Source organism: Lentzea terrae (assembly GCF_003265345.1).
GTDB lineage: Bacteria > Actinomycetota > Actinomycetes > Mycobacteriales > Pseudonocardiaceae > Lentzea > Lentzea terrae.
Genome location: NZ_QFWW01000004.1, coordinates 220,538 through 232,895 on the forward strand (window position 1 = coordinate 220,538; position 12,358 = coordinate 232,895).

Sequence of the window (12,358 nt, forward strand, 5' to 3'; positions counted from 1 at the left end):
TTGGCGTGCTCAGTGGTGAACTTCGCCGTTCGCCTCGGCGTCCTTGAGACGCTGGTAGGAGCGGACGATCTCGGCCTCGGCCTCGGTGCGGCCGACCCAGGTCGCGCCCTCGACGCTCTTGCCGGGCTCGAGGTCCTTGTAGACCTCGAAGAAGTGCTGGATCTCCAGGCGGTCGAACTCCGCCAGGTGGTGGATGTCGCGCAGGTGCTCGTGGCGCGGGTCGTAGGCGGGGACGCACAGAACCTTGTCGTCGCCGCCCTTCTCGTCGGTCATGCGGAACATGCCGATGGCACGCGCCGCGATCAGGCAGCCCGGGAACGTCGGCTCCTGGACGAGAACGAGGGCGTCCAGCGGGTCGCCGTCCTCACCCAGGGTGTTCTCGATGAACCCGTAGTCGGCCGGGTACTGCGTCGACGTGAACAACGTGCGGTCGAGGCGGATGCGACCAGACTTGTGGTCCACCTCGTACTTGTTGCGCACGCCCTTGGGGATCTCGATCAGGACGTCGAACTCCACTGGTCCTCGCTCATGTAGCCCATTCGTGACGCCACTAGTGTGGACCACGACGCCCTGTCAACCCTCATCGGAGTGGCGGCTTGAGGGTGTGAGATTGCCCGTACAGAGCTGACGGAGGCCCTCTTGCCGGACGAGCCCCAGTGGCCGACCGACGATGACGACGCGGATCTGAACGAGCCGCTCGCCGAGCCAACGGTGCAGGTCAGCCGCCCGTCACTCGATCAGCCGACCATGCGGTTCCCGGTCGCGGCGGTGCTGAAGCCACCGTCCACTCCGGAAGCGCCGCGCTCGTCCCCGGTTCGTTCCGCTCCGAACGGTGCCGCAGCCGCGGCGGGCGGCACGACTGTGCCTTTGAACGGTTCCGGCGGTCTTCCGGCGTCTCCCGGTGGATCTTCGGGTGGGAAGTCTCACGGGCAGGTTGGGCCGGACGGTGGCCAACCTGCGGAGCCGCCGCGTGCGGCGCCGGTGCGGATCACGCCGGGCGACCACGGCAAGCCCGCGCCGGTGGTCGAGCCGAAGAACGACCAGACCCGCGTGGTGCCGAAGCCCGAGCAGAAGACGACGGAGCTGTCCGTTCCGCCCGGCAAGACGGCGCGGGTCGACCAGTTGTCGGAGAAGTCGTGGTTCGACCAGCCGGTCAGAACCGAGGCACCGGCCCCGCGACCGCAACCGCCTCGCGTCGAGCCGGTACTGCCGCCACCCCCGCCGCCACCGCCTCCTCCGGCACCCAAGGAAGAGCCGGTTCGCGAGACGCTCCCCGTCTCCGGTTACGACGAAGAGCCGCAAGACCGGCTGACCGGCTCCGACGAGCCGAAGAAGGGTCGCAAGCCGCTCGCGGTCGTCCTCGGTCTGCTGGTCGTCGCGGCACTCGCCGGCGCCAGCATCTACGCGGTCAACGAGTTCGGCGGACCGGCGGCGATCCAGACCAAGCCCCCTGCCGCGCCCGCCAACGTCCAGCCGCTGGTCAAGGCGGCGACGGCAGGTGCGCCGGCGGCGACTGCGGCCGGTGTGCGGGCCGCGCTCGCCGGTCCCGCGGGCAACTCCGCGCTCGGCACCCTGAACGGCACGGTCGTCGACCCGGCCAGCGGCGCCGTGCTCTGGCAGCAGGGCGACACCACGCCGTCGACCCCGGCGTCGAGCCTCAAGATCCTCACGGCCGCAGCGGCACTGCTCAGCCTGGAGAAGACCGACCAGCTGTCCACCAAGGTCGTCCAGGGCGCGGAGCCCGGCACCGTGGTGATCGTCGGCGGTGGCGACCCGACGATCTCCGGCACGCCCGGCAGCTCCGTCTACCCCGGTGCGGCCACCCTCGACGACCTGGTCAACCAGGTGAAGCAGAAGGGCGTGGTCACCAAGGTCCAGTTCGACCTCAGCCGGTACGCGGGCGAGGCGCTCGGCCCGCAGTGGGAGAGCGCGGACATCGCCGGCGGCTCGGTGGCGCCGATCGTGCCGTTCATGATCGACGGCGGCCGGTTCGACCCGAAGAAGGACGTCTCGGCGCGCACCGGCAGCCCGGCCCAGTCGGCGGCGGACGCGTTCGCGCAGCGCATCGGGGCTCCCGGCGCGACCATCGGCACGGCTCCGCCCGGCGCGCAGGTGCTCGGCGAGATCAAGTCGGCGCCGATCGAGCAGCTCGTCGACAACATGATGCAGATCTCGGACAACGTCCTCACCGAGGCGATCGCCCGCGAGATCGCGATCAAGTCGGGCAACGAGCCGTCGTTCACGGGCGGGGTCAAGGCCGTCCGGGACGTCCTGACCAAGAACGGGTTCGACCTCACCGGGGCGAACTTCGTCGACGGCAGCGGGCTTTCCGCCACGAACAAGCTCCCCGCCAAGCTGCTCACCGACGTGCTGACGACCGCGGCCAAGCCCACGCTGGACGACCCGCGCACGGCGAAGCTGCGGCCGTTGCTGACGGCACTGCCGGTGGCGGGCGGCAGCGGCACCCTCGCCGGTCGGTACGCCGGCAGCGCGGCCGGCGGCAAGGGCTGGGTGCGGGCCAAGACCGGCACGCTCACCGGCGTCAACGCGCTCGCCGGCATGGTCGTCGACGTGGACGGACGGGTGCTCGTGTTCGCGTTCATGTCGGCGAGCAACCGCAACCCGGAGACCGAGGTGCGGCCCGCGCTCGACGTGATGGCCGCTGCGTTGCGGGGCTGTGGCTGTTCGTAGCGGGGCGTGCGCAGGTAGCGTCGGCAGGGTGAACGGCGCGACGGAGGCAGAGCTCGGCCCGGTGGACTGGGAGCTGGCGGTTTCGACCGCCGTGCGGCTCGTGCGACCAGGTCCGGTGATCGGGAAGGACGAGGCGGACCACGTCGTCGGCAGACTTCGCGAGCTTGCGCCTCAGGCCGAGGTGCACGTCCGCGAGCTGACGGGCCTCGGCCAGGGTCTGCCGTTGCTGCCCGGTGAGGTCGTCGACCGTCCCGCGTGGGTGCGCGCGGCCGCCCAGGGACTGGCGGCGTTGACGGGCCCCGCGATGCCGCGGCAGGCCGGTGCGATGGCGAGCATCCTCGCGGGCACGGCCGGTGTGCAGGCCGGTGTCGTGATGGCGTTCCTGTCGTCGCGCGTGCTCGGCCAGTACGACCCGTTCAGCCCCAACGACCAGCTGGCAGGACGCCTGCTGCTCGTCGCACCGAACATCGTTGGCGCGCAACAGGCTCTGGACGTCCCGGCGGACGACTTCCGGATGTGGGTGTGCCTGCACGAGTGCACGCACCGCCTCCAGTTCACCGGTGTGCCGTGGCTGCGCAGGTACTTCTCCGACCAGGTCACCACGCTGCTCTCCACAATGGACGACGACCGCGCGCCGCTGCCGGAGGTCATCCGCGACTTCCGGCACAAGCTGCGCGCCGGCGACGGTCCGATCGGCCTGATCGAGCTCATCCAGTCGCCGCAGCAGAAAGCCGTGCTGGACCGGCTGATCGCACTGTCCACTTTGCTCGAAGGCCACGCGGACCACGTGATGGACGCGGTCGGCCCGTCGGTCGTGCCGTCGGTGGGCACGATCCGGAGTCGCTTCACCGCGCGTCGCAAGGGCGGTGGCCTGCTCGACCGGGTGCTGCGCACGTTGCTCGGCGTGGACGCGAAGGTGCGCCAGTACGAGGAGGGCGCGGCGTTCACCGAGTACGTCGTGGAGCGCGTCGGCATGGACGGCTTCAACGCGATCTGGACCTCCGCCGAGACCCTGCCGACCCGCGCCGAGATCACCGAGCCGATGACCTGGCTGCGCCGCGTGGCCCCATGAGCGTGGCACCGTGAACGGTCCGGTCGCCGAGGTCAGGACGGCGGTTCGCAGGTTCCTGGACGAGGTGCGCCCGGACGCGGTGACCGTCGCGGTCTCCGGCGGCGCCGACTCGTTGGCGCTGGCTTGCTGCGTGGGCCGGCTGGTGCCCGGCGCGTCCGCGGTGGTCGTCGACCACCGGCTGCAGCCCGGTTCCGACGAGGTGGCGTTGCGCGCGGCCCGGCAATGCGCGGAGTTCGGTCTCGTGGCGCGCGTGGAGGCCGTTGAGGTCTCGGGGCCTGGTGGTCCCGAGGCGGCGGCCCGCAACGCCCGCTACGCCGCGCTGAGGCCCTCGTCCGGCGTCGTGCTGCTCGGCCACACCCTGGACGACCAGGCGGAGACCGTGCTGCTCGGCCTCGGCCGCGGCTCCGGTCCGCGTTCGATCGCCGGCATGCGTTCGTGGGACCCGCCGTGGGGACGACCACTGCTCGGTGTGTCGCGCGCGGTCACCCGTGCTTTCTGCGCGGAGCAGGGCATCGAGGTGTGGGAGGACCCGCACAACTCGGATCCGTCGTTCACCCGCGTGCGGCTGCGTTCGGAAGTCCTGCCGTTGCTGGAGGACGTGCTGCAGGGCGGCGTCGCGTCGTCGTTGGCCCGCACGGCGGCCCAGCTGCGCGAGGACTGTGACGCACTCGACTCGCTGGCCGCGGCGTTCGCCGGCGACTGCTGTGCCGTGGACGACATCGCCGAGTTGCCCGTCGCACTGCGACGCAGAGTGCTCAGGTCGTGGCTCATCGACGAAGGTGTGCCGGAACTGTCCGATTCGCACCTGCGTCGTGTTGACGCACTGGTGAGTGAATGGCGCGGTCAGGGCGGTGTCTGGCTACCTGGCGGCTTTGTCGTGCGGCGTGCGCATGGCAGGCTCGTTGTGGAACCACAGTCTTAAGCAGAGGGGACCTGTCCGTGTACGACGGCGACATCGCATCCGTGCTCATCACCGAGCAGGAGATCAGCGACAAGGTCACCGAGCTCGCCAAGCAGGTCGCGGATGATCACCCAGAAGGTGACTCCGACCTCGTGCTGATCACCGTCCTCAAGGGCGCTGTGATGTTCATGGCCGATCTCGCCCGCGCGCTGCCCGTTCCGGTGCAGCTCGAGTTCATGGCCGTTTCGTCCTACGGCTCCTCCACGTCCTCGTCGGGCGTGGTGCGGATCCTGAAGGACCTGGACCGCGACATCGCCGACCGCAGGGTGGTGATCGTCGAGGACATCATCGACTCGGGGCTGACGCTGTCGTGGCTGCTGAAGAACCTGCAGTCGCGCAGGCCGCGGTCGCTCGAGGTGTGCACGCTGCTGCGCAAGCCCGACGCGGTGAAGGTCGAGGTGCCGGTGAAGTACGTCGGCTTCGACATCCCCAACGAGTTCGTCGTCGGCTACGGCCTCGACTACGCGGAGCGCTACCGCGACCTGCCGTACATCGGCACGCTGGACCCGAAGGTCTACTCCAGCTGAAACGACGAAGGGCTCCTTCATCGACATCGCGTCGATGAAGGAGCCCTTCAGCGTTTGATCAGCAGTTCGGACGGCAGCGGCGCTGGGAGACCGCGTCCAGCAGCACGCCGCGGATGTCCTCCGGGTTCGGCGCCTGGTAGGCCTTGCCACCGGTCGCGGCGGCGATGGACCGCAGTGCGTCCATGTCGACCTCGTCGCCGAGGCCGACCATGATGATCGGCACCGGCTTGGCGGGGTCTGCTTCCCGCTTCAGGGTCTCGATCAACGCGGCCGTGTCGATCGACGAGACGTCGTCGTTGCGGCCGTCGGTCATCAGGACCACCGAGTTGACCTTCGACGGGTCGTAGCCGGACAGCACGTGCCGGAACGCCGCCAGCGTCGTGTCGTTCAGCGCCGTGCCACCGCCGACGAGCCCTGGCAGCTGCGAAGCGCCCGCTTCGAGGCGCTTGCGGCGTGTGACGCCCTGCAACGGCTCGCCCAGCGGACCGATCGGCACGAGCTCGATCCAGTCGTTCGGCGGCTTCTTGTCGGTCGAGAACGCCCACAGGCCGATCTGCGTGGTGTCCGGCAGCATCCCGAGCGCGAACATGGACGCCTGGGTGGCGGCCTCGACGCGGGTCTTGCCGTTGCCGCTCTTCTCGATCATCGAGCCGGAGACGTCGATGACGGTGAGCATCCGCATGTCGAGGCTGATGGCGCCCCACGTGCGCAGCAGCTCGGACACCTGGTCGGCGTTCGGGGTCTCGATCAGCTTGACGTCGCCTGCCTGCACGCCCTCGACGTCGGTCGACCACTTGGCCGGCGCGGCGCCCTGGGCGGTGCGGAAGCCGGCCTCGCCGAAGCGCTTCGAGGTCTCCGCGGAGCGCAGCACCCGCTCGAACTGGGACGCGGCCTCGCCGATGCCCTCGGCCTCGTTCTGACGCGAGACCCGGACCAGCGGGAAGTCGAAGGAGAGCGTGCCCTCCTTGGGCGGGGCGCCCAGGACGGCGTTGTCCTTGACCGAGCGGTTGTTGGCCACGACGGACTGCTCGGTGGCGGCGAAGAGCGGTGCCTTTTCCGCGTCCGTGGTGACCTTGCCGAACGAGTCGCGCACCGACGGCACGGCGCTGCGACCCACGCGCAGCAGGGTGCCGACCAGTTCCGGTTTGGGTGTCCCGTCCGGGTTGCCCAGCAGGGTGCGGATCACGAACAGCGAGGCGAGGCCCTCCGAGGTCATCGTCGGGTCGCTCATCGAGATCTGGACCTTCGGGTCCACGACCTTCGACCAGGAGACGGGCGAGACCGGGAAGCCGATCTTGGACATCGCCTGCTGCGAGCCGGCCATCACGAGCGGGCTGGACGCGAGCGACGGCTTGATGTCGAGCTTCGGGGCCTCGGGTCCGGTCTCGGCGGCCTGCCGCTGGGCCTCCGCGGCCCACATCGACGAGTCGGGGATCCAGAGGGAGTGGGGGTTGATCTGCGCGGTCGGCAGCTCGTTGGCCACGTCGGCCGCGTTGCGCGACTCGACCTGGACCTGGACGCACCGGCCGTTCACGACCGGTTGGGACCGCTGGTAGTCCTGCGCCGCGGCGTTCACGACATCTAGCGCGGCGGGTGTGACGGCGACCTTCAACGGCAGTGCGCCGGAGCAGTCGGCGCCGCTGGTGACACGCAGTGCCACGACCGTGACGCCCGCCGCCGCAATCACTCCGAGCAGGGCGCCCACGGGCAGGGCGACCCGCCGGAACAATCCGGGGGACGTGTGACGTGCTGACATACAGTTACTGACCTTCGGTCACGTGTTCACTCTTTCGAGTGGCGGGGGAACACTCGGGGGATGCATGAGGATGACATAGACCCCCAAACGTAGTGAGACGGCGTGACCTGCGTCACTCATCCGGACGGCCGTATTTGTTCCGGATGAACCAAACTGCGTGAACGTGCGTGGCGGGGGTCACGCGAGGGAACCAGAGGTCGCTGCCGACCGTTGGTTGCTCAGTACCCGACCAGCGGGCGGTAGGCTGGTCGGACGCGGTATGTGGGTCTTCCACTGCCCGACGCGCAAGTCAGGGAGGGTCGAGGCCGCCCGCCGGCCGTAAGTGCATGGACCGCAAGCGCCTGCTTCGCAACCCGCTGCTGTGGATCGCTGCGGTGTTGCTGCTCTACTTCGTCTTCACCGTGCTCTTCGACGACTCGCGGGGATATCACCCCGTGAAGACCTCCCAAGCACTGCAACAGGTGCGGGACGGCAAGGTCAAGGAAGCCACGATCGAGGACAAGGAGCAGCGTCTCCGCCTCACCCTCACCGACGGCACCACCTTCGAGGGCAGCAACCGCCTCATCACGCAGTTCCCGGCCAGCGCGACGGACGAGATCTTCGACGTCCTCGACAAGGCCACCAACAAGCCGGTCGTCGAGACCAAGGTCAGCCAGGAGTCCATCCTGATGCAGATCTTGATCTACCTCGTGCCGCTCGGCCTGCTGTTGCTGCTGCTGATGTGGATGATGAACAACGCTCAGGGCGGCGGTAACCGCGTTCTGAACTTCGGCAAGTCCAAGGCCAAGCAGCTGTCCAAGGACATGCCCAAGACGACGTTCGCCGACGTCGCCGGTGCCGAGGAGGCCGTCGAGGAGCTCGAGGAGATCAAGGACTTCCTCCAGAACCCCGGCCGTTACCAGGCGCTCGGCGCGAAGATCCCGAAGGGCGTGCTGCTGTACGGCCCGCCGGGAACCGGTAAGACGCTGCTCGCCAGGGCCGTCGCCGGTGAGGCCGGCGTGCCGTTCTACTCGATCTCCGGTTCGGACTTCGTCGAGATGTTCGTCGGTGTCGGTGCCTCACGTGTGCGCGACCTGTTCGAGCAGGCCAAGCAGAACGCGCCGTGCATCATCTTCGTCGACGAGATCGACGCGGTGGGTCGTCACCGCGGTGCCGGTCTCGGCGGTGGTCACGACGAGCGCGAGCAGACGCTGAACCAGCTGCTCGTCGAGATGGACGGCTTCGACTCGCGCGGCGGGATCATCCTGATCGCGGCGACGAACCGTCCCGACATCCTCGACCCCGCGCTGCTGCGCCCCGGCCGCTTCGACCGCCAGATCCCGGTGTCCGCACCGGACCTGAAGGGCCGCAAGCAGATCCTCCGGGTGCACTCGAAGGGCAAGCCGCTGGCCGCGGACGCCGACCTCGACGGCCTCGCGAAGCGCACCGTCGGGTTCTCCGGCGCCGACCTCGCGAACGTCATCAACGAGGCAGCGCTGCTCACCGCGCGGCAGAACGGCCACGTCATCACGGCCGGTGCGCTCGAGGAGTCCGTCGACCGCGTGATCGGCGGTCCGGCCCGCAAGAGCCGGATCATCTCCGAGAAGGAGAAGAAGATCACCGCGTACCACGAGGCAGGGCACGCCCTGGCCGCGTGGGCGATGCCGGACATCGACCCGGTCTACAAGGTCACGATCCTCGCCCGCGGCCGCACCGGTGGCCACACCCTCTCGGTGCCGGAAGAGGACAAGGACCTGATGACCAGGTCCGAGATGATCGCGCGACTGGTGTTCGCACTGGGTGGTCGTTCGGCCGAGGAGCTCGTCTTCCACGAGCCCACGACCGGTGCGTCCAACGACATCGAGCAGGCGACCAAGATCGCCCGCGCGATGGTCACCGAGTACGGCATGAGCGCGCGGCTGGGTGCCGTCAAGTACGGCCAGGAGCAGGGTGAGCCGTTCCTCGGCCGCTCGGCGGGCCGGCAGGCGGACTACTCGCTCGAGGTCGCGCACGAGATCGACGAGGAGGTGCGCAAGCTCATCGAGGCGGCGCACACCGAGGCGTACGAGGTGCTCGTCACCTACCGCGACGTCCTCGACGACCTCACGCTCGAGCTGATCGAGAAGGAGACGCTGCACCAGAAGGAACTGGAGCGGATCTTCGCCCGCGTCGAGAAGCGGCCGCGCATCACCCAGTTCAACGACTTCGGTGACCGCACGCCGTCCGACATCCCGCCGATCAAGACCCCTGGCGAGCTCGCCAAGGAACGCGGCGAGCCGTGGCCGCCCGTCGTGGAGGACACCCTCGACGACGAGCCGGAGCCGCAGCAGGCGGAGCCCGCTGCTGCGGAGCCGACCGAGGAGCTGCCGTCGCCGAACGGTTCCAACGGCGTGCACCAGCCGGTCCAGCCGACCAACCAGGCAGGCCCGCCGAACTACGGCGCCCCGCCCGGATGGACCCCGGCGACCGTGCCCGGCGGCAAGCCGCAGAACGTCTGGGAGCCGAAGAAGCCGCAGTCGGACCAGGACGAGCGGCAGTGACAGAGCACCACCAGCTCGACGCAGACGCCGGTCTCACCCGCAACGGGGAGGCCGGCGTCTCCGCGCGGCGGGTCTTCGACCAGGCGCGGGCGGAGGCGGCGGTGCGCGAGCTGTTGATCGCGTGCGGTGAGGATCCGGAGCGGGAAGGCCTGCGCGAGACACCCGCTCGGGTGGCGCGGGCTTACCGGGAGTTGTTCGCGGGCCTCTACACGGACGCGGACAGCGTGCTCGCGAAGACGTTCGACGAGAGCCACGAGGAGCTCGTCCTCGTCACCGACATCCCGATGTTCAGCTTCTGCGAGCACCACCTGCTGCCGTTCCACGGCGTGGCGCACGTCGGGTACATCCCGAACGAGGCCGGCCGCGTGACGGGGCTGTCGAAGCTCGCGCGGCTCGTCGACCTCTACTCGAAGCGGCCGCAGGTGCAGGAACGTCTCACGTCGCAGGTCGCCGACGCGTTGGTGCGCAGGCTCGAGCCGCGCGGCGTGATCGTCGTGATCGAGGCCGAGCACCTGTGCATGGGCATGCGCGGTGTGCGCAAGCCTGGTTCCCGCACGACCACCTCCGCGGTGCGCGGGTTGCTGCGCACGTCCGCCTCGTCGCGGGCGGAGGCGATCGAGCTGATCAGGGGCCGGTTGCGGTGAGCCGTTTGCCGAAGCCCGGTCGGTGTGTGGTGATGGGCGTGCTGAACGTGACGCCCGACTCGTTCTCCGACGGCGGCCGGTACCTGGACCGGCAGGACGCGATCACGCACGGCGTCGAGATGCACAAGCGCGGCGCCGACCTGATCGACGTCGGCGGCGAGTCCACCAGGCCAGGGGCGCAACGGGTCGAGCCCGCCGAGGAGATCTCGCGGGTGGTGCCGGTGATCCGCTCGTTGGTCGCGGAGGGCGTGCCGGTCTCCGTGGACACGATGCGGGCTTCGGTGGCGTCCGCGGCGTTGGAGGCGGGCGCGTCGATCGTGAACGACGTCTCCGGTGGCCTCGCGGACCCGGAGATGGCTCGGGTGGTCGCTGCTGCTGGTGTGCCGTACGTGCTGATGCACTGGCGCGGCCACAGCACGGAGATGGACTCGTTGGCGCAGTACGACGATGTCGTTTCGGATGTGCGCGACGAGTTGCTGCAGCGCGTCGAGGCGGCGATGGCGGCCGGTGTCGCGGAGTCGTCGATCGTGCTCGACCCCGGGCTGGGGTTCGCGAAGCTCGGCGACCACAACTGGGAGTTGTTGCAGCGCCTGGACGAGCTGGTCGAGCTGGGCTTCCCGGTGCTGGTGGGGGCGTCGCGCAAACGCTTCCTCGGCACGTTGCTCGGCGAGCGTCCACCGGACGGCAGGGAGGACGCGACCGCGGCGGTGTCCGCTTTGGCCGCGTTCAACGGAGCGTGGGGTGTGCGGGTGCACGACGTCGACCGGACCTTGGACGCAGTCGCCGTCGCCGGTGCGTGGAGGCGGGGACATGGCTGACCGGATCGCGTTGACGGGGCTGCGGGTGCGCGGCAACCACGGCGTCTTCGAGCACGAGAAGCGCGACGGCCAGGAGTTCGTCGTGGACATCACGCTCTGGCTGGATCTCTCGTCCGCGTCACGGAGCGATGACTTGAAGGAGACCTATCACTACGGCGAGCTCGCCGAGATGGCCGCCGCGATCATCGGTGGCGAACCGTGCGATCTCATCGAGACGGTGGCAGGCCGCATCGCCGACGCCGCGATGACCGACACGCGGCTGCACGCGGTCGAGGTGACCGTCCACAAGCCGTCCGCGCCGATCCCGCTGACGTTCGACGACGTGTCGGTGACGATCCGCCGCTCGCGCCGGTTGGCGGCGCCGCTCAAAGAGGCGAAATGACCCGCGCGGTGCTCTCGATCGGTTCGAATTTGGGCGACCGGTTCGCGTTCCTGCAGTCCGTGGTGGACGGGCTTTCCCCTTACGTGGTGGCGGTTTCGCCCGTCTACGAAACGGCCGCCTGGGGCGTGGAGGACCAGCCTGACTTCCTGAACGCCGTGGTGATCGTTTCCGCTGACGGTGTCGACGAATGGGGCTGGCTGCGGCGCGGTCAGGAGCTGGAGAACGCCGCCGGGCGCGTGCGGGAGAAGCGCTGGGGGCCGCGCACGTTGGACGTGGACGTGGTTTCGGTGGACGGGGTGACCTCGGACCACCCGGAGCTGCTGCTGCCGCATCCTGGGGCGTTTGAGCGCGCAACCGTCGTGATCCCGTGGCTCGATGTCGAACCGGACGCGGTGTTGCCGGGCCACGGCCCCGTTTCCGCGTTGCCGATCTCCGCTGAGGGCGTGCGGCGACGTGGCGATCTCGTGCTTTCGGGTTGGATGGACTCGTGAAGTTCACCCGTCCGCGTGACCTGGCCACGGTCGCGATCATCGCCGGGCTGCTGACCCACCTGCTGCTGCGACTCGCGTACGACTCGTTGCCACCGCTGCCACAGCTGGCCGGTTCGACGCTTCTGGTGATCGCCGTCGTGGAAGTCGTGCTCGCGTTCTCCTTGCGGGCCAGGATCCAGCACCGGCCGGGCGCGAAGCCCGTGCAGCCGCTCACCGCGGCCCGTGCCGTTGCGCTGGCGAAGGCTTCGTCGGTTTTGGGCGCGTTGATGTTCGGTGCCTGGACCGGGTTGCTGATCTACACGATCCCGGTGCGGGACGAGTTCGCCGCCGCCGGGAACGACCTGTTCGCGGCCGTTGTCGGGATGATTTCGGCGGCCGGTCTGACGGCGGCCGCGCTCTGGCTGGAGCACTGCTGCAAGACGCCGACGGAGACGCCGGGGAAGGATTAGATACCCGGCCGTAGGTCTCAGTCACATAACTTGGCGGTACCGTAGGGC

The 12,358-nt window shown here is 69.4% G+C and carries 12 protein-coding genes; 10 read left to right on the plus strand and 2 right to left on the minus strand.

What is annotated here, in order from left to right:
- Positions 1 to 9 precede the first annotated feature (9 nt).
- A complete protein-coding gene (locus DI276_RS07890; protein ID WP_109631135.1) occupies positions 10 to 516 on the minus strand; it encodes an inorganic diphosphatase in 507 nt (168 codons plus the stop codon).
- Between the two features lie 123 nt (positions 517 to 639).
- Here DI276_RS07890 and dacB point away from each other — a divergent pair, with 123 nt between their 5' ends.
- Genes dacB through hpt form a run of 4 tightly spaced genes read left to right on the plus strand, consistent with a single transcriptional unit; the run spans position 640 to position 5,251 of the window.
- Entirely contained in the window at positions 640 to 2,691 is a 2,052-nt protein-coding gene (gene dacB, locus DI276_RS07895; protein ID WP_112262610.1) for a D-alanyl-D-alanine carboxypeptidase/D-alanyl-D-alanine endopeptidase, read from the plus strand.
- A 28-nt stretch (positions 2,692 to 2,719) separates the two neighbouring features.
- A complete protein-coding gene (locus DI276_RS07900) occupies positions 2,720 to 3,763 on the plus strand; it encodes a zinc-dependent metalloprotease (protein WP_112262611.1) in 1,044 nt (347 codons plus the stop codon).
- A gap of 10 nt (positions 3,764 to 3,773) precedes the next feature.
- Positions 3,774 to 4,685: a tRNA lysidine(34) synthetase TilS gene (gene tilS / locus DI276_RS07905; protein ID WP_112262612.1), complete on the plus strand. Its 912-nt coding sequence runs from the start codon at positions 3,774 to 3,776 to the stop codon at positions 4,683 to 4,685.
- 17 nt (positions 4,686 to 4,702) lie between these two features.
- Positions 4,703 to 5,251, plus strand: a complete 549-nt coding sequence (hpt, locus tag DI276_RS07910) for a hypoxanthine phosphoribosyltransferase (RefSeq protein ID WP_109631147.1) — start codon at positions 4,703 to 4,705, stop codon at positions 5,249 to 5,251.
- Positions 5,252 to 5,309: 58 nt separating this feature from the next.
- Here the strand turns inward: hpt and DI276_RS07915 are convergent, their stop codons facing one another.
- Positions 5,310 to 7,007, minus strand: coding sequence for a substrate-binding domain-containing protein (locus DI276_RS07915; RefSeq protein ID WP_112262613.1), 1,698 nt, complete (start codon positions 7,005 to 7,007; stop codon positions 5,310 to 5,312).
- Positions 7,008 to 7,333: 326 nt separating this feature from the next.
- Here DI276_RS07915 and ftsH point away from each other — a divergent pair, with 326 nt between their 5' ends.
- The 6 genes from ftsH to DI276_RS07945 are packed head-to-tail and all read left to right on the plus strand — an operon-like array spanning position 7,334 to position 12,310.
- Positions 7,334 to 9,526, plus strand: coding sequence for an ATP-dependent zinc metalloprotease FtsH (gene ftsH, locus DI276_RS07920; protein WP_112262614.1), 2,193 nt, complete (start codon positions 7,334 to 7,336; stop codon positions 9,524 to 9,526).
- On the plus strand, positions 9,523 to 10,170 hold the full coding sequence (gene folE, locus DI276_RS07925) for a GTP cyclohydrolase I FolE (protein WP_112262615.1): 648 nt from the start codon (positions 9,523 to 9,525) through the stop codon (positions 10,168 to 10,170). Before ftsH ends, folE begins: the two co-directional genes overlap by 4 nt.
- 32 nt (positions 10,171 to 10,202) lie before the next feature.
- Positions 10,203 to 10,988, plus strand: coding sequence for a dihydropteroate synthase (gene folP / locus DI276_RS07930; RefSeq protein WP_112262616.1), 786 nt, complete (start codon positions 10,203 to 10,205; stop codon positions 10,986 to 10,988).
- Positions 10,981 to 11,370 (plus strand): dihydroneopterin aldolase, encoded by a 390-nt coding sequence (gene folB, locus DI276_RS07935; RefSeq protein ID WP_112262617.1) that lies wholly within the window; start codon positions 10,981 to 10,983, stop codon positions 11,368 to 11,370. Before folP ends, folB begins: the two co-directional genes overlap by 8 nt.
- Entirely contained in the window at positions 11,367 to 11,861 is a 495-nt protein-coding gene (folK, locus tag DI276_RS07940; RefSeq protein ID WP_112262618.1) for a 2-amino-4-hydroxy-6-hydroxymethyldihydropteridine diphosphokinase, read from the plus strand. The genes folB and folK overlap by 4 nt, the downstream gene beginning before the upstream one ends.
- Complete coding sequence (locus tag DI276_RS07945; RefSeq protein ID WP_112262619.1) at positions 11,858 to 12,310, plus strand: DUF3180 domain-containing protein; 453 nt, start codon at positions 11,858 to 11,860, stop codon at positions 12,308 to 12,310. The genes folK and DI276_RS07945 overlap by 4 nt, the downstream gene beginning before the upstream one ends.
- Positions 12,311 to 12,358: the final 48 nt, after the last annotated feature.

Coding starts and splice junctions, on each gene's coding strand:
- DI276_RS07915 (WP_112262613.1), bottom strand. CDS start 7,007: ATGTCAGCACGTCACACGTCCCCCGGATTGTTCCGGCGGGTCGCCCTG.
- ftsH (WP_112262614.1), top strand. CDS start 7,334: ATGGACCGCAAGCGCCTGCTTCGCAACCCGCTGCTGTGGATCGCTGCG.
- folP (WP_112262616.1), top strand. CDS start 10,203: ATGGGCGTGCTGAACGTGACGCCCGACTCGTTCTCCGACGGCGGCCGG.
- folB (WP_112262617.1), top strand. CDS start 10,981: ATGGCTGACCGGATCGCGTTGACGGGGCTGCGGGTGCGCGGCAACCAC.
- folK (WP_112262618.1), top strand. CDS start 11,367: ATGACCCGCGCGGTGCTCTCGATCGGTTCGAATTTGGGCGACCGGTTC.